Source organism: Chitinophaga sp. RAB17, assembly GCF_052114225.1.
In the GTDB taxonomy this organism is placed as follows: domain Bacteria; phylum Bacteroidota; class Bacteroidia; order Chitinophagales; family Chitinophagaceae; genus Chitinophaga.
Map to the genome: position 1 here is coordinate 583,269 of NZ_JBFREI010000001.1, position 24,439 is coordinate 607,707.

Below are 24,439 nucleotides of genomic sequence, written 5' to 3' on the forward strand. Positions count from 1 at the left end.
TTCCATAGCTTTATGCTTTATGCTCCTTCAGAAAAATCTGTTGTATCTGTTTTATTTCTGCTGCATACATCGTTTTCTTCCTGGAACCGAAATACAGGGTATTTTCTGTGATCGGATCCCCTTCCCATACCAGTTGTAGTTTGCCGGCAGCAATTTCCTGTCTGCATAAAAAATCAGGTACTACCGAATAGCCGGTTTCTCCGCTTAAACAGCGAATGATAGAGCACATGTTAGGCACAATATAATTGGGCTTGAAATCAAGATGATGCTTAAAATTCAGTTGCCAGAACTTCTTCAGGTGTTCCATATCAGCTGCGGTGCTGTACCAGATTTGTTCTTTCAGCCAGTTTTCTGCTCCTGCAAGATCCTTCTTTTTCAAGAGGGCTTTTAGCGCTTTTGTATCGGTTTTCTCTCCTGCTATCAATACGATCCGTTCTTTTGAAAACGGATGAAATTCCAGGTTCTTCTGTTCTCCCTTCTGCGGAGTAATGATCAGGTCCAGCAATCCTTTATCCAGGTCATGGATCATCTGGTGATATTCCCCGAATTTGATGATGACGTTAAAAGGCAGGGTGGCAATATACTTTTCCAGTGTGTACTGAAACGTTTCAAAACACATCCCGATGCTGATGGTAGACCGTTCTGTTTTAGTGCTTTTATGAAAAAGCTGTTCTGCATTTTCCAGCTTTAGCAAGGGCTCTTCTACAAAGTTGTAGATCACTTTCCCTCTTTCGGTGGGCACCAGTTTTTTGGCTGAGCGGTCAAACAGTTTATACCCGGTATATGCTTCCAGGGAGTTCAGGTGCAGGCTCACGCCCGGCTGTGAGATAAACAGTGCCTGTGCTGCCCCGGTAAGTGTTCCATGTTCATAAATGGCTTTAAATGTGCGTAACCATTCCAGATCTATTCCCATACACTATCATTTTTCTGATACAAAGGTATAAGTTAAATAATTATGATAATGAATCTTTTTGCGTCAATTTTGCCTTATCAAATCAAGAGAACATGCTTTTTACAGACTATAAACTAGGCGGACTGACCCTGAAAAACAGGATCGTGATGCCGCCAATGACCCGCTCCAGGGCGGCAAAAGGAGAGGTAGCCACTGCTTTAATGGCGGAGTATTACCGTCAGCGTACTTCAGCAGGGCTGATCATCAGTGAAGGCACACAAATCAGCCGGCAGGGACAGGGATATGCCTGGACACCGGGTATTTACAGTCAGGAGCAAATAGCAGGCTGGAAACAGGTAACAGCTGCCGTACATGAAAATGACGGGATCATCTTCGCGCAGCTGTGGCATGTGGGTCGGGTATCCCATACTTCCATACAGGAAAACGGCGCTGCCCCGGTAGCTCCTTCCGCTATCCTGGCAACAGGCGTAAAAGTATTTGCTGATCCTGCAGGCAAAGGAGCCGAAAATGGAGCGGGTGAAATGATACAGCACTCTATGCCCCGGGAATTGACAAAAGCGGAAATTAAGGCCATTATAAACGATTTTGCACAGGCAGCTAAAAATGGGATAGCCGCCGGCTTTGATGGCGTGGAACTGCATGGTGCCAATGGCTACCTCATAGAACAGTTTATTGATTCACAAACCAATCACCGGACAGACGAATACGGTGGCTCGCTGGAAAACCGCTTGCGTTTTCTGAAAGAAGTGGTGACTGCCGTAGCTGCCGCTATCGGAAAAGATAAAGTAGGCGTACGACAAGCCCCTTTAACCACTTTAATGGGTGCCATGGACGACCATCCGGAAGAAACCTACATCGCTGCCGCAAAAGTGCTGGAAGAAATCGGCATTGCCTATATACATATCGCGGAAGCTGACTGGGACAATGCACCGGTCATGTCGCTGGATTTTAAAACAGCCTATAGAAGCGCCTTTTCCGGTACCCTGATCTATTCCGGTAAATATACCGCCGGAAGGGCCATGGAAGCACTGGACAAAGGATGGGCAGATCTGATTGGATTTGGCAGACCGTTTATTGCCAATCCCGACCTCCCCTATCGTTTGCAACATCACTTACCACTGAACGAACCAGACAAAACAACTTTCTTTGGAGGTAACGCCAAAGGCTATACGGATTATTCCATCATTAAACACACAGCAGATGTCGTTATTTGAACCATTTCACAGCAAGCACCTGACATTAAAAAATAAGGTCGTGATGGCGCCGATGACCCGTGCCCGCAATCCAAACGGGATTCCGAATGAAATGAATGCGCTGTATTATCAACAAAGAACCAATGCAGGATTAATTATCACAGAAGGCACTTCGATTTCTGCCACAGCTGCGGGCGTATTACACATACCCGGACTGTTTACGCAGGAACAGGTGGAAGGCTGGAAGCTGGTTACACAGGCTGTTCACGAGGCCGGCACCAAAATATTTACGCAGCTCTGGCATGTGGGCAGGGTGTCTCATACTTCCAATCAGCCCGGTGGCATCGCACCGGTGAGTGCATCCAATATTGCTGCCGCGCATTCTTTTGCCTGGGGCTATGATGAAAACGGGAAAGAAAGTTTTGTGCCCTGCTCTACCCCACGCGCATTAACCACCGCAGAAGTAAAAACAGTAGTACAGGATTTTGCCAACGCAGCTACGAATGCTATTTTCGCTGGTTTCGACGGCGTAGAACTGCATGGCGCCAATGGCTACCTGATAGAACAGTTTCTGCACCCGCAGATCAATAACCGCACGGATGAATATGGCGGCAGTATAGCAAACCGCAGTCGTTTCCTGCTGGAAGCGATTGATGCCAGCATTGCCAACATCGGTGCGGATAAAGTAGCCATCCGGCTTACGCCTTATGGCGGTTTGCATGAAATGCCGCACTATGAAGAGCTGGAAGCAACCTATAGTTACCTGGCCAAAGAATTAAGCAAACGCAATATCGCCTACCTGCATATCATGGATCAAAAGTCAAGAGGCAGCTACGCTTTACCCGATGGCTACCTCGCCCGGTTCAGAAAACAATATAACGGTGCCCTTATCCTGACCGGCGGAATGGATAAAGAGAAATCGAACCAATTTATAGCTGATGGGTTAATCGACCTGGCTGGATTCGGAGAAGCATTTATTGCCAACCCGGATCTTACTGCCCGCCTGAAAAACAACTGGCCGCTGAATGAACCAGACAGGAACTTACACTATGGAGGAGCCGCGCATGGGTATACAGATTACCCCGTGTATGAAACAACAGCAAAGGCTTAAATAAAAGAACCCGCCACTACGGCGGGTTCAATGACTAAAACAAAACTTGAGCCATTGGGTAACCGGCTATTAGCATACCCAAAAAGTTTCTCCGCAGCTGATAAACCGCGTTGTTGGCAATGTGCGCTGTTTATCTGTTTCCTGCGGTGCTTTGCTCAAACTTGCCACCGTGATTTTTGTGAGCTTCAGTTTTGAATTGATTTTCTTTTTCATGATTGTACAGATTATGGTTAATTGAATCTACGCAAAGAACCTATCAATAACAATCACGTAAAAAGGGGATTTATTACTTTTTCTCTTTTTGCACAACTGATGCCCACACCTAATAGCTTGTTACTTAAAATAAATCGACTTTCTTTAAAATATCTTTGATAGTTATCTTGCTAAAAAAATTCCTTTCAAAAAGGAAGAAAAGGCAATTATTGATTATATCTTGGAAAAAACTAGTACTGTGAAAACACCTTTCTTCTTCTCTATTCTTCTATTGCTTTTTTGCTTTAAACTTAGCGCCCAATCAACAACGACCAATGGGAGACCGGCTGTTATGAACCAGGTAGCATCCACAAGAATTGTGGACCCGGCAAATCCAGAAAATATAGCTTGTGGTTACTTCTACAACCCTGCTTACGGGCCTATGTTTATGGTTACCTGGACGGCAAATGGTACAACGGACCCGTTTTGTGATGTTACTGTTGTTTTTAATGGTATTACTCATTCAACTCAGTATTCAACCCACCATTTAGAATTCCCTGGATCGTTGCCAAATCCAGGTCCAAATAATAGATTTACGCTTTCTGTATCATGTCTTAGCACCAGGAATGTTGTATTTTCATTTGACCCTAATACCTTAAAATGTAAAATATTGACTATAGATGGAGCTCCGGTTCAAAATTGATGTTATTCTTTGTCATATTGCCCTGGCAACTAATACCTTAACCGTTTAAGACTGACCTTTGGTTAGCATCAGCTAAAATTTCTTCCATCCAAGACTTTAGCAAAGACCAGATTAAAGCCAATGAACGCTGCATTCATCCGGCCTTTGCTAAAGGTTCTTACTTCTATTCCCGTGAGCTTCAGTTTTTCCGTGGTTTCCTTTTCATTGCTACATTAGTGATCTTCTTCATTCGCCGTCCAAAGAGATTTTTTTATTGTTGTGCTCCCTTACTAATCTGATTGTTCACGATTCGTGCTTTGCCATCTATATCCAGTGTCCCCTGCACGTCTGCCGAAATTACTACGCCCGTATTTTTAGCCGGTGAGTTGGCTACGATATGCAAATCGGGCAAACTGGTGCTGATCAGCAAAGGATCTACTCCATATACGGAACCGGCATCTGCACCGGAAGTTTTTTTCCACGCTGCAAAATCTGTAATGACATTATCTTTCGTACTTCCCCAAATCCATTGTGGTGTGCCGGTGGTATAAAAAAGGTTATTGTTTATCACATTGCCGGAACCGGTGTTGGTATACTTATGTATAAATATATCTACCGGTCTCGCATATACGATATTATTTTTGATTACATTGTCGAAGCACGATTCTGTCAGCCTGATCTCTCCTTCAATTTCACCAAAGGCGCCCGCTTCTTTGTTATTAAACAGCAGCGTATTGTTCACCACATAGCAGTTACGGGTGCCACCGGAAGTGTAGCCCAGGTAACCACCCAGGTAAATACCGGTGCGCCAGCAGTTAAACACAAAGTTATTTCTGACAATGCAGCTGCTGGTAGGGTAGGCATCATTTTCGCTTACAATCCCGATACCGCGATCGGCTTCATATATACGATTTCTCTCTACAGTAATATTCCTGGCACCGTCTACATAAATAGCAATGGCGCCATGTCCATGTGCTCCACCTATAGGGCCGCGCGTCATATCAATGTTATATAATTCATTATCGCTGATCACACCGTTGCGGGCGTAATTAAAAGCAGGATTGCTATTAGCCCAGTAACCACCTGCTGCATCAATGCCGATGTTTTCTGTATTGTAGATGGTATTCTTTCGGATGGTAAAGCCATCTACATATCCATTGATCGTGATGTTTTCGCTGTAACCCGTTTTGGTATCATGGATAACATTATCTTCTACGAGGATCTCTCTCACCGGCGTGTCCGTATTCCCTATTATTTCAATGGCATGTGCATTTCTCTCTTCTTCGGGTATCACATTGTGTTCGATGTTAAAGATTTCATTCTTCCTGATGATAAAATGGCCAGCACCTCTGTCAGCCAATATGCCGTTGACATTTGTTCCAGGCGTGCTACTCCTGTAATTACAAATCTTAAATCCCTCAATAATGATATAATTAACATTAGAAATGGTGACCAAAGCTTCCTTTCCCGTAACCGAAAGCTTAGAACCGTCTATAGATGGTCTTTCACCGGGATACGCCTTCAGGCAAATATCTTCACCGGGTTTGCCCGATCTCGGAAAAGCAACCTTTTCAGTATATACGCCGGTCCTTACAATTACGGTATCTCCGGGTAGCGCTTTCTCCAGTGCTGTATTTATACTGCGCATCGGATCAGTCATCCCGCCTTCATTGGCATCATTACCCAACTGTGAAACAAAATAAACATGATAATGACTACTGTCAGCTACGGCAAGGACAGGATACTTGTTGTTAACACCAATTAATATCGCACATAAAAGTAGATAAATATTCACTTTTCAAGTTTACTTATAACAAGTTTAAAATTTCAATAAGTTCATTTTAGAAATACTCCCTTTGAATAAAAAAACGGGCCGTCTCAATTTATTAGCCTTCGCGCTTTTTGTCGTATGACTTCCACGTACCCCGAATTTATTTTTACCGGCAAAGCCAAAATTTGCGCGGCAATTTTCCGGACAGACACAGTGTCCCTCTTTTCCAAATACAAATCCATTAAAAGGCAACGAGGAATAAACCGGTTCGGAACCGCATTACTGGAATAAAGGAAAATCTCTTCAGCGCTATTATACTGTTTTTCCAACTGATAACAATATCCCAACTGATTGCAAATATCCGGCGTATTAAGTATTTTCTTGGCTCTTTCCAATAAAAAAGTACTCCGCTTCACCTCTTGAATTTTAAGTGATTCTGTTGCATAATTATAAAGATATTCCGCTTCATTTTGTAATACAGGGTATGCCGCTTCATAATTTTTCATAGCCAACGGTATACTATTTCCATATGTACTTTCATATCCCTTTTTCCATAGATGTATTGCCTTATAATTACTGACATAAAAACTACCGGCCTTAATCAGCAATATGATTATTCCTATTGACAATATTCTGGTCAATATAGCATTTGACAAATTTGAAGCTGACAAATTTGAAAAGCATGACTGCAGCAACATGACAAAAATCAAAAGTATTGGGAGGTTATGCAAGCTATAAGTAAAACAACAATTAATGCATAAAATAAAAAAAGAAATTCTGACAATGCTGTCCGTTCTTGTGATTACCGGTGCTTTACAGGCTAAAATTATTAAACCAGTCATCAATACGAAACCTGCAATACCTAGTTCGCAATAAAGCTGCAGCCATTCATTAAAAGCATACTCCACAAAATCTGCCAAGCTTGCTTCCCTGGTAAATTGATATTGCTCACTGAAATAGCTACTTTGCCAATCCAGGTACTGATGCTGAAAGCTGCCATATCCAAAGCCTATTACAGGCACTTCCGGCAAATGCAAAGCAGTTATTTTAAGAATTAACAAACGGCCGCTTGTAGAATCTGTCTTAAAAAGATATGCCAATAAAAATGATACTAGCAGGCCAGCCAGCAACAGCACGATATACCGATACTTCTTCCTTATTCTTTTTACACCTAAAAAAACACCTCCCAACACTAGTGCAAGTATGCTGGATCTGGTTTGATTGTATACAATCACGTAAAGATTCGCTATCGCCAATATTAAAAAAAAACATTTAAAAATGTATTGCCTTTTATCACACAGCCAAACACAACCAATATTCACCGGGATACAAATCATCAAAAGACCCGACAAATATGCTGCATTACTAAAAGGCCCTGTAATACCACGATTGTCCGCAACTTTTGTATCAAGTACCAGATAACTTAGTAGTAAAATATTGAGCAGGGTTATAATAAAGAGAACATAATCTTTTCCAGATATGGTACGATTGAAGGTATAAGCAAAAACAACGGCCAGGATGAAACTGACCGTTGGCAATATGTTCCCTTTAAACAGAGAGGTAAATAATAGCGCAACAAATGCCCCCATAAAAAGATCAGGAAGAGAGATGGCCAGCTGTTTTCCTGAGAAAATATGATAGAGCAAAAAGAAACCGGTTGCACAACACATACCTATAAATAAGATGTTGTGTCCTGTTTCGAAGCGCCAATGACCAATCTTCGGAGCAAAAAGAGATGACATTATGACAACCGCCAGCGTGACAACACATAGCGTGTTGTTTCTTTCTTTTATAAAGCTGAAGGGAAGCAGAATATTTTGCATAAAATAAAAAAAAGGAGGCTTTACATATGAATGTCAGCCCCCTTTATAAAAAGTCATTGTTTCCTGTATAACTGAATAAAGCAACTGTTGCTAATGCTCCAGCAGTTATTCTATAAATTAATTCATATTAAACCATTTTCTAAGGCAACCCTCTATCCCCGCCGAAGCAGATCCTGTTACAGCGCCTACAGCCATTCCCACAAATGCACATCCGGCACCTCCTACTACTGTGCCAACACCAGGCACCACCATGGTCCCAACAGTTACACCAGCAATCCCCCCTCTAACAACACCAACAGCACCACCAATTACATCTGCGTATACCATATCTTTCGCTACAGCTGAATAACCACCAGGGTCTTCAGAAGACACAGAGAACGAATTCATCGTTACTAAACTCTGGTTTCCTCCTACATATGTTTGCCAGGTAGAAAAATTCTGATTCCAATAGATCATAGACTGAAAACCAATTTCAACAGCAGCCATCAAAGTTATCTTGTCTGACTGCGTCACCAATCCTGGTAAGCGGGCAGCAAGAAGATAATTACTCATCGTTCTAACAGAGCCTGTATCATTATAGCCAGACAATATAGACTGTACTTCATTGAGTGCAGTTTTCAGACTTAAATTCATTGTTACTCCGGACTTAAGCTCTACAACATCTCCAAGTGAAGGACTGGTAACATTACACTTATATAACGTAAAAGGAAACTCCATGTTTCCATAAGGATAATACTGCCTGTTTGTGTATCCAAACTTGGTAGTAGTATAATTACTCATGGTTGAATTTATCAGGTTTACAACACCTTGCGCCTGAGTCTGTGTTGTTACATTTAAAACAGGCATCTGGCTTTTTAATGAGCTTAACACAAGTGCTAATCCGGGATTATGCCAGGAAGCCACTGTCCGAACCTGAGAAAGAAGAATACTGTCACTGACACCGATTGCAGAATTCGCACTTAAAGGAGCAACGATTCCACTTTTTAAAGTTGCATCAATTTTCTGTAATTCATTGGGCTGTAGCTGTTGCTTTGAGCAGGAATAAATTAACAAACACCCTATTGCACAGAATAGGGATAAGGTTACAAATTTGATTTTCATAGTCCATCTTTATTTGTTGAAAACTACAACTTAGTATTTATATTTGAAAACTCTTACCTATCACAGCGCATGATAACTTAGCCCATTAATAGAATGGTAAGTAGCCAGTTATAAAAATTCATTTTTTCATTATCGCCAATTGAATATCAGACAAAGACAAAATAATATGAGTAAAATGAAAGCCACTATCCTGTACAGCATTATCTTGATCCTGTTTTCATGTGGTAAAAGCAAAACCAATCAAGAACGTAAAGATGAAATATTATCAGAACTACTGCATGAATATGCGGCACCAGAAGACAGCCTTAAACGGGAAGCGGCTATTTTTCTAATTAAATATTTGCCTGACAAAACCCATTTGCTTAGAACTTCAACTGAACCATACGAGCAAATTATCTGTTCCTATCATCAGGATGAGCTAACATTAATTCAAAAATTGAATTCATTAAGCAACAACCCTCCAAAAGTAAACCTGGTAAATGATGTCACTGAAATCACAGCAGCATACCTGAAAAATAATATAGACAATGCATTCCTCGCATTTGACAATTGTGGCTGGAAAAATCAGGTTTCATTCAATACCTTCTGCGAATACATTTTGCCTTATAAATTAGCAGAGGAACCACTGGAATACTGGCGCGATACAATTTTTCAACGCAATCATTACTTAAAGAATATTTGGAAAAAAAAGGACCTTACAACCGCATGTACTGATCTTAACCGCTATTTAAGTGTGTTAAAAGAATTCAATATTAAATTTGGAGAAAAGGCATTGCACCTTCCTCCACTTCCTTTTTCCAGCCTCGACCTCATGTCTTCGGGTAGCTGTTCAGACTTCTCCCATTATGGCACTTTCGTTATGAGAACTGCTGGTGTGCCGGTCACAATGGATTTCGCTCCACTACATGGCAATTTTGGAGGCGGTCATGAATGGGTCGCACTTGTTTTAGATACTTCAAAGTGTATTCCTTTTGATGTACCTTCTGGATGGGGACTTGGTACCTATAAAGCAGCCGATGTAAAAAATCCCAAAATTTATCGTTACACTTATTCTACGAATCCCGCTTCACACCTGATCAGAAGAGGAGCAGTGAGTTATCTTCCTACATGGTTTAATAATCCTTCCCTGATAGATGTGACAAATAGCTACATACCTGTTTCAGATGTTAATATACCCCTCAAAAAAGAATACCATCATCAGTTTATTTATCTGAATTGTTTTGATAATAAGAAGTGGGTACCGGTTTGCTGGACAACTGCACAGGATTCCAGTGCATCTTTTGAAAAAATGGGACGGGAAATTGTTTATCTGCCAACACTGATAGAAAAAACAGGCGCGAGCGCAGTAAATATTCCATTCCTCCTGGACAAGGAAGGAAAGATGATCTGGCTTAAACCAGATACGATTCATACACAAACAGTAACTGTTGACCGGAAATTCCCCTTACGGGAATGGATCCAGACCGTCCAGTCAAGGATGGTCGGCGGGCGTTTTCAGGGGGCCAACAAAGCAGACTTCTCCGATGCCGAAGAACTTTTCGTTATTCAGCGTAACCCAACAGATAGTATCAACACCGTTCGGATACCCGCAAAAAAAGCGTTTAGATATGTACGTTATCTATCTCCAAAACAATCAAGCGGAAATGTGTCGGAAATAAATTTTTACAACGACCAACATATCTCATTAAAAGGAAAAATAATTGGCACAGAAGGATCTTATGAAGACATGCCAGATCGTAGAAAGGAGGCGGCATTTGATGGTAATCCTGTCACTTTTGTTGATACAAAACAAGCGGATTCCAGCTGGGTAGGCTTCGCTTTTGACATTCCGGTTGTAATAAGGTCCATTGATTTCAGAGCAAGAAGCGATAATAACGGCATTAATGTAGGACATGACTACGAGCTGTTATATTGGAGTGAGGAAGGAAAATGGAAATCTGCCGGCAGAAAAATAGCAGATTACCATCGGCTAACCTTCAGTAAAGTTCCTTCCGGCGCATTGTACCTTTTCCATAATTATACAACAGGACAGGAAGAGCGAATTTTCACCTTCGATGGAGTTAAACAGGTTTGGTGGTAAACAAAAAAGTAAAAGCCCCGGCAAAGTATGCCGGAGCTTTTTTTCACAGGGGTTTCAGTAGACAGCTTATAACTTAAAGAAGATTTTTTTCTTATATAACCAGTAGCACAGTCCCCATTCCAGTCCAAGCACGGCAAAGGCGGAAATGATTTCCTGTATACTTTCCGGTATCCCCACCATTCCGGTGAAGCCTTTGACAAAAATACCGGTGGTCCCATTGACCCATTGTACACCTACCGTTTCGAAAAAGAGGTAAATAAAAATAGCATTCATCCCTACTACCGTGGCCAGCCAGGCATACCGCACATTTTGCTTTACATCTATGATCCAGTACAGCAATGCCAGTAATAACATCACCCAGCCTCCTGACGCCAGTGTGAAAGACGAAGTGGCTATTCGTTTAATAATAGGGGTGATACCCGTCCAATCCAGCCCAAAACCGGCCATTAGTCCTATTGCTCCGGCTACCAGCAGTATTTTAATTTTCCCGGCAGATGACCGGCTGCTGATGAGCAACTTCCCCGCCAGTACTCCCCATATGGTATGCGCAGCAGTAGGCAAAAAATTAATGGTGACCCAACCGCCGCCATCATTTAATTTCCCCATCAACACCATATCCATAAAAGACCCAAAATTATGATCCTGCACAAATGGCTGTTCATAACCAGGTACCAGTATAAAACGATAAAGCAGGTCGGTGGCCAGTAATAATAACAGACTTACCCCCAGCTGAAAACCATAGGAACGGCGTATAATCAGGTAAGCAATGAGAGTAGTAACGGATAGTTGTGTCAGCACATTCCATAGCTCCCATACTAACCTTCCAGCATATACGCAATGGAGGGCAGTTCCAAATATAAACAACTTTAAACAACGTAGTGCAATATGCCGGAAGTTTTGTGACCAGGTAACCCCCTTTTGTGTTTTATAATAATAAGAGATGTACATGGCAGATCCAGCCATGGTCATAAACGCCGGCTGTACCAGATCCCAGGCCCGCAGGCCATTCCAGGGATGATGAAAAAACTGTTCTGTCAAAATACCGGCTATGCCGGCAGGATGCAACTGCGCTATCGACTCATATATGCGGGCACTTTCTCCGGCCAGGAGAATCATGATAATTCCACGCATCACATCCAGGGAAATCAGTCGTTGGTTGACATTGGTTGTACTGTTCATTATCCTGATTGTAGGCTTAAATTAATAATTATTCCGGCATATTTAGTAAAAAAGATGGAGCCCCTTCGTCAGGAATAGTCCCCAACTGTGTTCCCCAATCGCTGGTAGTGGCCACCATGCCCAATCGTATAGCCGTCCCCGTAAATCCTTTTATTTTTGACCGGTCCAGTTTTCCTTCAAAGCGAAGTACCCCACCCGCCTCCGATACCGTACCTATTGTAAAGAAATCAGTGCCGGATTGCGGATCAAAATTGAAACCGGTTTGTGCCCCGCTATGATAATACATCGCCATAGGTATAGCCGGCGCCTTCAGTAACCACTGACCTTCCAGCAACACATCATATGCTCCGCCAGTGAAGAGTGACGTCAGGTAACCGGTAGCTGCATTATTATCGCTGTCGATATAAATATCGAAGATCACCCCATCTGATTGCTTACCCGTCATTTCGCCATAGAAGTATACATACTGTCCATCATAATCAAATTTGGCCTTTTTAAATACACCGCCTTTCGGACCAGCTACCATCATGCTCTGGCTGATAGTATCCCAATCAGCCAGACTGTTATCCGTCAGTTTCACCGGCGATGTTTTGGAGATCCTTATTACCGTTGACCCTTCGGCGGTCACCCCATCTCCCGATGTAGCATACAGGGTAGGTACATACTTGCCTTTACCTTTATAGGTATGCACCGGGCTTTGATCAGTAGCAGTGGTACCGTCACCAAAATCCCATTTCCAGGAGGTGGCACCGGTGGTGGTATTATTAAACGTTACCTTATTACCATCTACTTCAATGGTATATACTACCACTGGTACAGGTTTCACATCATCTTTCTTACAGGCGGATGCTGCGCAGAGCAGCAATAATATATATAGCAATTGCTTTTGCATGTTCAGGGAGTTTTAAGGATTCTGGATGCACAGTTTATTCGTTTCTACTTCATCAATCGGGATGTAATAGATGATCTTGGGATTATCCGGCTGTATCAGCATATTAGGATAACCGGAAGGATTTTTGGCGGGATTGATATCCGACTGCTTCAGTCCGGGTAAATGATATCCCCAGTATGTTCTGTTCATCGGTCTCTTATTCCGATAGAGGTCATAACTCCGGTGGCCTTCAAATGCCAGCTCCAACCTTCTTTCCTTTAATACAATGTCCAGTGCCGATTTACCGGCAGGCAACTGCCGATGATACAACGCATTGGCTAAACCACGGTTGCTGCGGATCATATCCACATCATCCAGCGCGGCACCGGTGTTACCCGCTTTGGCATTCGCCTCTGCCCTGTTCAGGTACATTTCGGCCAGCCGGAACATAATCGGAGAACTCAGCGTAGGGCGGTTATCCTGCCCCGAAAATTTGGAGATATAATAGATGTCTATGCCATTCTTCTGCTGCAATACGCCATTGTCATCTTTTAAAGGCACTATATATTTCCAGCGTACATCTTCCGGATTGGCCGCCATGGTATCCCTCAATGAAGCAGAAGCAAACTCTTCTCCCCAGCCGGAATTACCATCAGAATAAATCATAGAGGCAATAGAACCAAATTTGCCATAGTCATCTGATTCGGCACTAAAGGCCACACAAAAAATAGTTTCGCTACCGGAAATCGCCCTGGCAAACAAATCAGGATAAGTAGCCGCCGTTGTCAGCGAAAAACGGCCGCCCTCAATTACTTTATTGGCAAAATAAATGGTGCTGTCGTTCACCCCTTCATACAGGTAAGCCCGGGAAAGCAAGGCCCATGCGGCTTCGCGGGAAGCATACTGCGCTCCTCTCGCCTGCGTCATTAAATCCGCTCCCCGCCTCGCATCTGCAATGATCTGTTTATACACTTCCCCTACCGAAGCCCTGGCTTTCTGTGCCGGGTCATTGGTGGAAGTACGTAATATAACACCCGGAGCCGCCGGATTTAATGTATACGGCATAGCAAACAACTTCACCAGGTTAAAGTGACTGAAGGCACGCATAAAGTAACACTCGCCCAGCAATTGCTGCGTAGTGGCGTCAGGGTTAGACAGCTTTTCAACCGCTTCTATTACCGTATTAGCGTCATTGATAATCTTGTAAGAGATGTACCAGAAATAACGTGTATTCGTTTGCGTTGGCGAATGATCCAGCGAAAAACTATAAAACAACGGATCTTCTGTTGTTTGTCCGCATACAATATCATCGCTGGCAAAATCAGACAGCTGGAAATACTGACGCAGGTACATGTTATTATCATCGGTTGTACCATTAAAAGGCACGTGATCCTTTAGCAGGGAATAGGCTCCGTTCACGGCATTCTTCAGGCCTTCCGGTGAACCGGTGATTGTTTCTGTTGTTAGCGCATCGCTGGGATTTACATCTTTCATACAGCCGGTTTGCCATAACAACAACGGCAGTAATATCAATATTATAATAGCTGATCTCATGACAGGCAGTTTAAAATCTGAAATTAATGTTGAACAGGTACTGGCGGTTATTCGGATATTTGAAATCCGATACGCCGGGCATCACCTGTGATCCGGGCGTGATAGTCGTTTGTGGGTCCTGTCCTAAAAAATTAGTGAACGTATGCACATTGTCCGCTGTAAAACCTACAGTAACACCTTCCATCTTCAACCGGCTCACCAATGCATGCGGCAGTTCGTAACTCAAACTGATATTACGCAACGCGAGGAAGCTCCCATCTTTTAAAAAGCGTGTAGACGTTTGCGTTGAATTCGCTGAATTCTGCGGACTGGGCTCTGTGGCATCATCTCCCGGCTTGCTCCAGGTACTGCTGCCTTCGGGCAGATTCACCTGGTTGTAATAAGGCTCGTTACCATCATTTTCCACAAAACGCAGGTTGTTACTATATACTTTGTTGCCGGAAAGGAAGTAAATGTTCACGCCCAGCGAAATACCGTCATAAGTAAAGGTATTGGTCATGCCTCCCTGGAACTTTGGCAACGCAGATCCCACTTCCTGGTAAGTAGCGCTGGCATAATCTGAAGTAGCTTTCCTGCTGCCATCTTTATTGACTACTTCCCATAACGGTGCACCGGTTTGTTTATCCACCCCTAACCATTTAGGCATGTAAAATTCATACAGGTTACCACCATTGCGGTAGATCTGTGAAATACTCCAGGTGGATTGTGTATTGATAATATTCGCCGGAAATTTCTGTAGCTTATTCGTATTGAAATTGATATTAAAATCAGTGTTCCAGCGGAACTTACCAGTGCGCACGTTCAGGGTACTCAAACCCAGTTCCACCCCATTATTCACCAGCTCGCCCACGTTTTCCCATCTGGTTTCAAAACCAACAGACAACGGTTGCGATACCTGCAGCAACAGGTTTTTCGTGATGTTGTTGTAGACATCTACGCTCAGGTCTATACGCTTAAACAAGCTGATATCAATTCCACCATTCCACTGGTATTTGCTTTCCCAGGTAAGGTCCGGACTGGGCAACTGCGACGGAGTGGCAGCCGACTGCTGATTGTATTTACTGGACAATGAAAACAAAGCCAGGTAACGGGATGACCCGATGTCCTGTGTACCGGTAACGCCATAGCTTGCACGAAGTTTTACACTATTGAAAACAGCATTGTCTTTCAGAAAATCTTCATTGCTCATTAACCAGGCAGCAGATATGGCCGGAAAAGGAGCATAGCGGTTGCTGGAAGGAAAATTGGAGGAACCATCTACACGGAAAGATCCGGTGAGAAAATATTTATCCAGGTAGCTGTAGTTCACCTGTGAGATGAACGATTGTATGATGGCCTCATTTACATTACCATACGCCTGTTGATTACGGGATACCACATTCAGGACCTTTAAGCCTACCGGCAGGCCTTTTCCGGAGGCTCCCAACAGATCGGTATTGCTCCCTTCAAATGCCACACCTGCAAGGCCGCTGATGCGATGATCGTTCATATGAAAATCTACTTTCAACAGGTTGTTGGATACATAGCCATAGTTAAGGGTACTCTGTTCATTCAGGAAACCATCGCCATGAAACTGTCCGGCTACCTGCGGTGAATACCAGGTTTTACTTTTGTTATAGCCGAGCGACAACCGGTTGGTGCTGGCGAAGGTGAGCCAGCTGGTGATGCCGATATTGAGCCCCATATCATAATTCACATCAAAATTTTTATAGGGATGTTCAGAGTGCTGAATGGTATGAATCGGATTTACTTTATCACGCGACCACCATTTAAAAGGAGAGTTACCATCTACGTAAAGGGCTTTGCCACTGCTGTCATAGGGGTTATCCCAGGGCATGTTCAGGTATGCGTAATACATGTCGTTGTAGTCGTACGTTTTACCGAAATTGCCACTCAGGTTAATGTTGTTGGTAAGACTGATATTTTTTGTAAAATGATAAGTAGAATTGGCTCTTAAATTTATCCGCTGATAATTGGTATTCATAAAAGTACCTTTCTCGTTATAGTAAGAGAGCCCGAGGTAGTAATCTGACTTTTCTGTTTTGCCGCTGGCAGAAAGGTATACATTCGTCATTGGTGCGCGGCGGAACATATCTGTTAACCAGTTATAGTTTTGATTTTTCAATGCCAGCGGGCGTTCGTTGTAAAATTTGATCAGGTCTATTTTGTAGGAATTATCTGTTGCGCCTGGAATATAATCGCGGTAAAATTCTTTCTGACGCTCATACAATTCGCTGCCATTCATCATATCCATGGTACCGAAATCCGGGGTACGGAAGCCGGTGGTGATTTTCGCCTGGAATTGTGTTTTGCCGGTAGCGGCTCTTTTGGTGGTAATGATGATGACGCCGGCATTGGCCTGGGAGCCGTACATGGCCGTGGCACCGGCATCTTTCAACACGGTTACAGTAGCAATGTCATTAGGGTCGTAATTGCCGCCAATGATACCATCTACCACTATCAGTGGACTTTGGGAGGCATTCACCGAGGAGATACCGCGCATGCGTATTTCGGCGGAGGCGCCGGGTACACCGGAGCTGCTTACCACTTGCAGGCCGGCCACCTTTCCTTGCAACATGGTACCTACATCGTTGGTGGTCACGTCTTTGAGCCTGGTAGCATCTACTACGGTAACAGCACTGGTCAGTTCACTTTTTTTCTTATCGGAGTAGCCTACTACCACTACCTGGTCCAGCTGACTGTTGCTGGCATGCAGTGTTACCTGCATGCCCTGGCGGGCAGGCAGTTCCTGTTTATCATAACCGGTAAAAGTGAAGATCAGTATTTCACCCGGATTGGCCGCAACGGTAAATTGGCCGCCACCATTGGTGGCATTGCCCCGGGAGCTTCCTTTTACCATCACCGTAGCACCGGGCAGTAGTGTACCATCTGCAGCCTTTACGATGCCGGATATTTTACCCAGGGTATCAGCAACAGGTAGTGGTGGCGATGATTTGGGACGGATCACAAATACACCGTCGTTGATCGTAAAGGTAACCGGTTGATGGAGCAGGCATTGCTCCAGAACGGATTGCACCGAAGCACCGTTGACCTGCAACGTAACAGGGACGGTATTTTTAAGCGTTGACTCGTTATACACGATTGTGGCGCCCGATTGCAGGATTATTTCTGCAAACACTTTTTGTAACGGCATATTTTTCACAGAGAGAGTAACCTGTTGTGAAAAACTCCTGGCGCTTACATGTAAGCAGGCAATCAGGATCAGCCAGGTGGTCATTTTCATAACCCGCAAAATTTTGGTTAATAAAAGTCCCTTGGGGAGAAATGGTATCTCCTTAAATTTTAAATGCATACTTTTAATAAGGTTTAGAATTCTTAAATGATCTTTTGCTTGATCTTACAGGATGCTGGACTTTGGCCGGGGGTGTGTCACCACCTCCGGTTTTCCATTGTTCAAAAGTTTACTTCATCTATTTTTTTTACAGGTCTTACGGTAATACAATTACTTTATTTCCATCTATTTTAAAGTGATTTGTTCCGTTTTCTTCCAATACGTGCAATACGGCTGATAAATTAAGATTCCGGCTGATTCCGCCACCATACAGTTCCTTACCGGGTGCGGTATTATATACTATTTCCACATCATACCAGCGGGCAATTTCCCGAAGTATGGTTGGCAGGTCCATATTATTAAATACAAACAGCCCGTTTTTCCAGGCCATAATTTTATTGACATCCGCTTCTTTTACCGTGAGCTGATGTCCGGCAAGTGCCAGTACGGCCTGCTGGCCAGGGCGCAGGATCTGGTCCTGCACTTTTATTTTCCCATCGAGCAACGTGGCGTTGATGGTAGGTTCATCGGTATAGGCCATCATATCAAAACGGGTACCCAGCACCACTACTTCCATTTCATTGGCCTGTACTTTAAAAGGTTGATTGGCTTTACCGGCAATTTCGAAATAGGCCTGGCCCTGCAGCATCACTTTTCTGTCCGCCCCTCTGAAGGCAGTTGGATAACGGATAGAGGAGGCTGAGTTCAGCCATACTTTGGTACCATCGGGTAATATCAGCTGGAATTGTCCTCCACGTGGCACGGTGAGGGTATTGTATACCACTGCGCCACCGGCTTCATCGGCCTGGTAGGAGAGCTGCCCTTTTGTATTTTTAATTACGCTCGTGCCGCCTTGTCTTCCGAGCGCGCCGTTGGCAGCATCATCCAACGCAATGGTGCTACCATCCGCCAGGGTAAGCAGTGCTTTTTTATTGGCGGGCTGCACTTCTTTAGCGGGTAGGTTAGCAGCTATTATATTTTTTTTGTGAGATGAATACCTGAGCTGTAATCCGGCGATTCCTGCCACTCCCAACAATATAATGACGGAAGCCGCCACGAGGTAACGGCGGTAACGGAGTGGTTTCACCCGCTCCTCCGGCTGCATCACCGGCCGCAACCTGTTAAGTAAGCGTTGTTCCAGCAACTGACGATCTTCCCCCGGCTCCATCGGCAGGGATACTTCACTATCGTCGAAGCTGTCGTACCACTCGTGGAGTGCACCGGCTTCTTCGGGCGTAGCGTTGCCTTTGAGATAACGTTGAATCAGGTCTTTTAAATGCTGCATAATAGTAGAGTACAGAAATACCCGATCTACCCTTAGTCCGTATTAAAATAATTTTCAGAAGAAAAAAGAAAGATAGGGGTATACATCCTTCAGACGTATGCGCAGGTGTTTCAAAGCCTTGGTGAGATGGGCTTCTACCGTTTTCTCCGACAGTTGCATGGCAGCGGCAATTTCCTTATTACTGTATTGGTCCCTCCTGCTGTATAAAAATACCAGCCGGCATTTTTCCGGGAGTTGGGCTATTTCCATACCGAGTCTTTCCTGTAAACGGCAATAGTCCAGGTGGTTCATATCCGGATCTTCCACCAGTTGCTGCGCTACCTCCGGATTATCCAATGGCTGATCAGGCAATAAGCGGCTGATTTGCCGGAATACGGCATAACGGGTGGCAGTAGCCAGGTAACCGGAGAGATGACGTATTTCCAGCGCATTTTTACGTACCCACAAACTGGCCAGCACCTCCTGCACTACATCTTCCGCGGCCGTACGTATACGTAAGCGGTTATATGCGATCGCATATAATTTTTCCCAGTATCGATGAAATATTTCGGTATAAGCCGCTTCATCAGCCTGCTGTAGTCTTTGTAGTAGCGCTATGTCACTCAGTTCCTCCACGTGTTGTAATTGGTTGATATGCGGCGTTAGCTATAAAAATAGTGAAAAAGCAGCATAATTTATAACGTAGATACACCCGCTCGCCGCCACTACGCTCGCCAGAAAAATCAGATCTATACAATCTGAAGATTAAAAAAATGCCCCAATGCAAATTCACTGAGGCATTCTATCATCTACAATCTCTCCCTGATCACTTTCACTGCCTGTCCTCTTTCCAGTTCATTGTGCTCCTGCCATTGGTCCTGTTGCTGACTCACCAGCAAGCCGGTTTGCCAGGCGAGAAATTTCGCTTCCAGTCGTTCCAGGCACAATTGCTTATTCTGCAATTGTGAGCGACTGTCCATGGCCAGCACCTGCAATCCACTCGGGCGGTGTATACCTCGAACAGCAGTTTCCACTTTATTCACATGTTGCCCGCCGGGACCTGCCGCACGGCAGGTTTCCAACGTTACATCCTTAGGATTCCACTGCAATTGTTTTTTTACATCAAATACCGATACGCCCACAAACCAGTTTTTGCGTTTATGAAATTTGCGGTAGGGGCTTTGGGCGATCCATTGCACGGTGCCTTCCCATTCTTTCAGGAAGGTGGTAAGCTGACTACCTTTTGCCAGCAAGGTGGCAGAAAGCAGCGTACCGTTGATATCCCCTTTTATGTTTTCCAGTACCTGTATGCTGATGTCTGTTGCCCTGGCCTGTTTGATGATGAGTTCCTGCACCCTGGCGACTACCCTGCAACATTCTGCAGGGCCGCGGCCGGAGGTGATCTGTATAATCATTTGTTCCATATACTTAATCTTTATTCATTCTTACAATGGCCGGCATAAAGCGGCCTTGTATGTCTACTAATTCCTGCTGTGCACCAATCACCTGTTCGATGTCTTTATACGCCAGCGGATTTTCCTCCACGCTGCCGCCAATCAGTGTTACGCCTGCACTGGACAGCATTTTCTTCAAACCGGATACGGTCATATTTTCTTTGGCTCTTTTACGGCTCATGGCTCTGCCGGCGCCATGGGAGGCGGAGTACAAAGCGTTGTCAACGCCCTTCCCCATTACCAGGTAAGCCGCTGTACACATGCTGCCGGGAATGATGCCCATTTCACCGGCATGTGCAGGCGTAGCACCTTTACGATGAATAATCACCGACCGCCCATCTGCCAGGGTATCTTCCCAGGCAAAGTTGTGGTGGTTTTCTACTTTGGCGAGGACCTGCAAGCCCAATGCTTTCGTCAGGTTGGCATGGATGCGGTCATGACAGGCTTTGGCATAATCGCCCGCCAGGTTCATCGACAGCCAATATTCCTGTCCGGCTTCACTGTTCATGTCCAGCCATGCCAGTTGCTGCGCTGAGCGCGGCAATTTGCAGGTGTCCATGGCAATGCGGGTATAGTGCTGTGCAATGTTGGCCCCCAGCCCGCGACTGCCGGAATGCGACAGCAGCGCCAGGTATTTTTTTGCCGGCAATTGCAAGGCATTGTCTTCCTGAAGGTCTATTAATCCGAACTCCACGAAGTGGTTACCGCTACCAGAGGACCCCAGCTGCCGCGCTGCTTTGGCCTGCAATTTTTTCAGCAGTTCGGTAGACTGAAACACCGGGCTATCCAATACGGCATGCTCCTGTGAAAACTCCAGTCCGCCTTCCATACCAAAGTGCGTATATTCTTTCATCGCAACTTTTACCTGGTGAGAGAAACGTTTTAAAAAGCTCTCTCCTTCATCCAGGATGGTAAGTGCCATACGGCAACCAATATCTACGCCTACTGCAAATGGCAGTACTGCATTTTGGGTGGCCAGCACACCGCCTATTGGCAGTCCGTAGCCGGTATGTGCATCCGGCATTAAAGCGCCCTGCACAGTGACTGGTAAAGACATTGCCAGTTCCATTTGTTGTTTGGCGGAACGCTCTATTTCTTTGGCGCCGTATACTTTCAGCTGTCCTGTTTTTTCCAGCAGTTCATACGACTGGAAATTACATTCCACCGGTTCATCCATAAAAGTATCGGCAATTTTACCGAGGATATCATCTGCCCTGTATCTGGCAGGATCTTCTTTTATGGCTGTTAATAATTGTATGATCTCCGGCTTGCTGTGATGCTTAAAATGCCGGGACATGATATTAATGACCAGGCTTCTGGCCCTGTCATTGGTATAACCTATTTTACTAAGTTCTTTTGTTTTTATGCTGCCCATAAAATGGAGATGTATTATGTGTATTGCGGCTTTTCAGTGCGCACAACACCTGCACAAACAATGTTGTTTGTGTATAGATCAATTAAAAAAGAGGTGAATTTTTCCCCGAAGGGATCTACCTTCCGCTGAGGCGACAGATAAGCAAACGGTAGGTATAACTTATACGCATATACGATAATATCCGGCAGATAGGATCACGATATATACCGTGTAGTGATCACCATTGCAAGGTGAAAATATCTGTGTATGGAAGAACGGGGATTATACAATACTGTATACATCCATGTCTTTATAACTCCGGCTTATGCAAAAGAAAAAACACTGCGTTTGCCTGATCAGGCAAGGAGCGAAAGGGGCGATATGTGAGTACGTTCTGTCATGATTCCTTGTAATTTTAAAAATGAAGAATAAGGAATTCGGGTGCAAAGATATATTTATTTCTGAAATACCAAACACTCATTTTTTACCGCCTACATTTCTTCCTCTTTTTCAAGCCCGGATTTTAACATTTTCTGGCAGGATAAAAAAGGGTTTATAACCCTGCATGACGTAAATTTGTATACCCGTAATTATTAACCTCGGCAACCCGCTCCGGGCGGGCTATTTCAACAATAGTAAAACTTTTTCTCATGGACAAACAGCTCATCCGCAACGCTTACAAAGTGTACTGGCTGGAAAACGGCAAGGCACCTGTATCTGTTTATGCACTCTGCAAAATTGTAGACATCACAGAAGCAGCCTTTTACGAACAATATAGTTCGCTGGAAGGAGTAGAAAAAGACATCTGGTTAGCTATTTTCCAACAAACGCAGGAACAACTGCAGGCAGATGACATTTACCAGCAATACAATGCACAGGAAAAGTTGCTGGCATTTTATTTTCTCTGGGTGCAGAAATTGAAAGAGGACCGCAGCTACCTGCTCCTGCAACGCAAACACTTCCGTTTACCTGACTTTTACCGTAATAAACTGGAAACATTCCGTCACGCTTTCAACAGCTACGTAAGCGACCTCGTGAAAGAAGGTTACCAGTCCAGTGAAATCAAGGAAAGAAAATATATTTCCGACCAATATGTTCACGGCTTCTGGCTGCAGGCACTGTTTGTGCTCAAATACTGGCTGGATGATACCAGCAACCAGTTTGAAATGACAGATGCTGCCATTGAAAAAGCAGTGAACCTCAGTTTCCAGCTTATCAAATCCAATACACTGGATAGTTTGCTGGACTTCGGGAAATTTATTTTTACGCGGAAATAAGCACCATGAAAGAGCAATCCAATATACCCACCTCCAAGGTGGAAAGGGCAGGCAAATTCGTTACGACCGGACTTAAAGTAGGTACCAATTATATCAAACACTACACGCGCAAACTGATGGATCCTTCTACCACCAAAGAAGAACTACACCAGGACAACGCCGCTGATATTTATGATACCCTGAGCAACCTGAAAGGCAGTGCGCTGAAAGTAGCACAGATGCTGAGTATGGACAAAGGAATGCTCCCAAAAGCGTATACCGAAAAGTTCGCAATGTCGCAGTACAGCGCTCCCCCGCTCAGCGGCCCGCTGGTAGTAAATACTTTTGTAAAAACACTGGGAAAATCACCTTCACAGCTATACGACACCTTCGAAATGCAGGCGTCCAATGCCGCCTCCATAGGCCAGGTACATAAAGCCACCAGGGAAGGGAAAACGCTGGCGGTAAAAATTCAGTATCCCGGAGTAGCCAACAGCGTGAAATCAGATCTCCGTATCGTGAAGCCCTTCGCCATCCGCATAGTAGGTATGAATGAAGTGGATATGGATAAATACTTTGATGAAATAGAAAGTAAGCTGCTGGAAGAAACCGATTATAAGCTGGAACTCCGCCGCTCCATGGACCTTTCCCAGGCATGCGCACATATTCCCAACCTGAAGTTCCCTGGCTATTACCCGGACATGTCATCCGATCGTATCATCACCATGGATTGGCTGGATGGTCAGCATCTGAAGGAATTTTTACTCACCAATCCTTCACAGGAAGTACGTGATAAAATCGGGCAGGCTTTGTGGGATTTCTACCAGTTCCAGGTACATAGCCTGAAACAGGTACATGCAGATCCGCATCCCGGCAATTTTCTCATGCGCCCCGATGGCACTGTGGGCATTTTCGATTTTGGTTGTGTAAAAGAAATACCGGAAGATTTTTATGAAAACTACTTCCTGTTAGTGGATAAAGAAGTATTGAAAGATGAAAAACGCCGGCATGAGATCTATACCAACCTGGAAATGATCCACCCGACAGATACACCTAAAGAGGTGGAATTCTTCTCCGGCCTTTTCCAGCATATGATTGATCTGCTGACCTTACCATTTACACTGGAAAACTTTGACTTCGGTAATGAGGCTTATTTCAATGAAATATATGCCTACATGGATGAGTTGTACAACATGAAGGAAATCCGCGATTCTAAAGTGGCCCGCGGCTCCAGGCATAGTCTTTATATTAACCGTACTTATTTTGGACTATACTCTATTCTCAGCGACCTGAAAGCGAATGTGATCACCGGTCAGGGTAGAATACACAACCTGATGAAAGCATAAGGC

18 protein-coding genes are annotated in these 24,439 nt (G+C 44.2%); 5 read left to right on the forward strand and 13 right to left on the reverse strand.

Going from position 1 to position 24,439, the window contains the following annotated elements; translation table 11 throughout:
* Nucleotides 1-10: 10 nt before the first annotated feature.
* Nucleotides 11-913: a LysR family transcriptional regulator gene (locus AB4Z08_RS02045; protein WP_441572105.1), complete on the reverse strand. Its 903-nt coding sequence runs from the start codon at nucleotides 911-913 to the stop codon at nucleotides 11-13.
* Between the two features lie 92 nt (nucleotides 914-1,005).
* Between AB4Z08_RS02045 and AB4Z08_RS02050 the strand changes: the two genes are divergently transcribed.
* Both AB4Z08_RS02050 and AB4Z08_RS02055 read left to right on the forward strand, forming a co-directional pair.
* Nucleotides 1,006-2,127, forward strand: coding sequence for an alkene reductase (locus AB4Z08_RS02050; protein WP_441572106.1), 1,122 nt, complete (start codon nucleotides 1,006-1,008; stop codon nucleotides 2,125-2,127).
* Nucleotides 2,114-3,217 carry an alkene reductase gene (locus AB4Z08_RS02055; protein WP_441572107.1) on the forward strand — a complete coding sequence of 368 codons (1,104 nt, stop codon included), beginning with the start codon at nucleotides 2,114-2,116 and terminating at the stop codon, nucleotides 3,215-3,217. The genes AB4Z08_RS02050 and AB4Z08_RS02055 overlap by 14 nt, the downstream gene beginning before the upstream one ends.
* 69 nt (nucleotides 3,218-3,286) lie before the next feature.
* Here the strand turns inward: AB4Z08_RS02055 and AB4Z08_RS02060 are convergent, their stop codons facing one another.
* The 4 genes from AB4Z08_RS02060 to AB4Z08_RS02075 all read right to left on the reverse strand — a co-directional run bounded on the left by AB4Z08_RS02060 (nucleotide 3,287) and on the right by AB4Z08_RS02075 (nucleotide 8,786).
* Nucleotides 3,287-3,430: a hypothetical protein gene (locus AB4Z08_RS02060; RefSeq protein WP_441572108.1), complete on the reverse strand. Its 144-nt coding sequence runs from the start codon at nucleotides 3,428-3,430 to the stop codon at nucleotides 3,287-3,289.
* A gap of 932 nt (nucleotides 3,431-4,362) precedes the next feature.
* Complete coding sequence (locus AB4Z08_RS02065) at nucleotides 4,363-5,886, reverse strand: hypothetical protein (protein WP_441572109.1); 1,524 nt, start codon at nucleotides 5,884-5,886, stop codon at nucleotides 4,363-4,365.
* Nucleotides 5,887-5,969: 83 nt separating this feature from the next.
* Complete coding sequence (locus AB4Z08_RS02070; RefSeq protein WP_441572110.1) at nucleotides 5,970-7,685, reverse strand: O-antigen ligase family protein; 1,716 nt, start codon at nucleotides 7,683-7,685, stop codon at nucleotides 5,970-5,972.
* Nucleotides 7,686-7,802: 117 nt separating this feature from the next.
* Nucleotides 7,803-8,786, reverse strand: a complete 984-nt coding sequence (locus tag AB4Z08_RS02075) for a hypothetical protein (protein ID WP_441572111.1) — start codon at nucleotides 8,784-8,786, stop codon at nucleotides 7,803-7,805.
* A gap of 175 nt (nucleotides 8,787-8,961) precedes the next feature.
* Here AB4Z08_RS02075 and AB4Z08_RS02080 point away from each other — a divergent pair, with 175 nt between their 5' ends.
* Nucleotides 8,962-10,866: a hypothetical protein gene (locus tag AB4Z08_RS02080; protein ID WP_441572112.1), complete on the forward strand. Its 1,905-nt coding sequence runs from the start codon at nucleotides 8,962-8,964 to the stop codon at nucleotides 10,864-10,866.
* A 66-nt stretch (nucleotides 10,867-10,932) separates the two neighbouring features.
* On the opposite strand, the gene AB4Z08_RS02085 is transcribed toward AB4Z08_RS02080, so the two are convergent.
* The 8 genes from AB4Z08_RS02085 to AB4Z08_RS02120 all read right to left on the reverse strand — a co-directional run bounded on the left by AB4Z08_RS02085 (nucleotide 10,933) and on the right by AB4Z08_RS02120 (nucleotide 21,855).
* A complete protein-coding gene (locus AB4Z08_RS02085; protein ID WP_441572113.1) occupies nucleotides 10,933-12,045 on the reverse strand; it encodes an acyltransferase family protein in 1,113 nt (370 codons plus the stop codon).
* Nucleotides 12,046-12,073: 28 nt separating this feature from the next.
* Nucleotides 12,074-12,937, reverse strand: a complete 864-nt coding sequence (locus tag AB4Z08_RS02090; protein ID WP_441572114.1) for a PKD domain-containing protein — start codon at nucleotides 12,935-12,937, stop codon at nucleotides 12,074-12,076.
* Between the two features lie 12 nt (nucleotides 12,938-12,949).
* Entirely contained in the window at nucleotides 12,950-14,470 is a 1,521-nt protein-coding gene (locus tag AB4Z08_RS02095; protein WP_441572115.1) for a RagB/SusD family nutrient uptake outer membrane protein, read from the reverse strand.
* Nucleotides 14,471-14,480: 10 nt separating this feature from the next.
* Nucleotides 14,481-17,714: a TonB-dependent receptor gene (locus AB4Z08_RS02100; protein WP_441572116.1), complete on the reverse strand. Its 3,234-nt coding sequence runs from the start codon at nucleotides 17,712-17,714 to the stop codon at nucleotides 14,481-14,483.
* A gap of 205 nt (nucleotides 17,715-17,919) precedes the next feature.
* Nucleotides 17,920-19,047, reverse strand: a complete 1,128-nt coding sequence (locus tag AB4Z08_RS02105) for a FecR family protein (protein WP_441572117.1) — start codon at nucleotides 19,045-19,047, stop codon at nucleotides 17,920-17,922.
* A gap of 54 nt (nucleotides 19,048-19,101) precedes the next feature.
* Nucleotides 19,102-19,662 (reverse strand): RNA polymerase sigma factor, encoded by a 561-nt coding sequence (locus AB4Z08_RS02110; protein WP_441572118.1) that lies wholly within the window; start codon nucleotides 19,660-19,662, stop codon nucleotides 19,102-19,104.
* A 173-nt stretch (nucleotides 19,663-19,835) separates the two neighbouring features.
* Complete coding sequence (gene prfH / locus AB4Z08_RS02115; RefSeq protein WP_441572119.1) at nucleotides 19,836-20,450, reverse strand: peptide chain release factor H; 615 nt, start codon at nucleotides 20,448-20,450, stop codon at nucleotides 19,836-19,838.
* A 4-nt stretch (nucleotides 20,451-20,454) separates the two neighbouring features.
* A complete protein-coding gene (locus AB4Z08_RS02120; RefSeq protein ID WP_441572120.1) occupies nucleotides 20,455-21,855 on the reverse strand; it encodes an RtcB family protein in 1,401 nt (466 codons plus the stop codon).
* 629 nt (nucleotides 21,856-22,484) lie between these two features.
* Here AB4Z08_RS02120 and AB4Z08_RS02125 point away from each other — a divergent pair.
* Both AB4Z08_RS02125 and AB4Z08_RS02130 read left to right on the forward strand, forming a co-directional pair.
* Nucleotides 22,485-23,111: a TetR/AcrR family transcriptional regulator gene (locus AB4Z08_RS02125; protein ID WP_441572121.1), complete on the forward strand. Its 627-nt coding sequence runs from the start codon at nucleotides 22,485-22,487 to the stop codon at nucleotides 23,109-23,111.
* A gap of 5 nt (nucleotides 23,112-23,116) precedes the next feature.
* Entirely contained in the window at nucleotides 23,117-24,436 is a 1,320-nt protein-coding gene (locus AB4Z08_RS02130; protein ID WP_441572122.1) for an ABC1 kinase family protein, read from the forward strand.
* Nucleotides 24,437-24,439 lie beyond the last annotated feature (3 nt).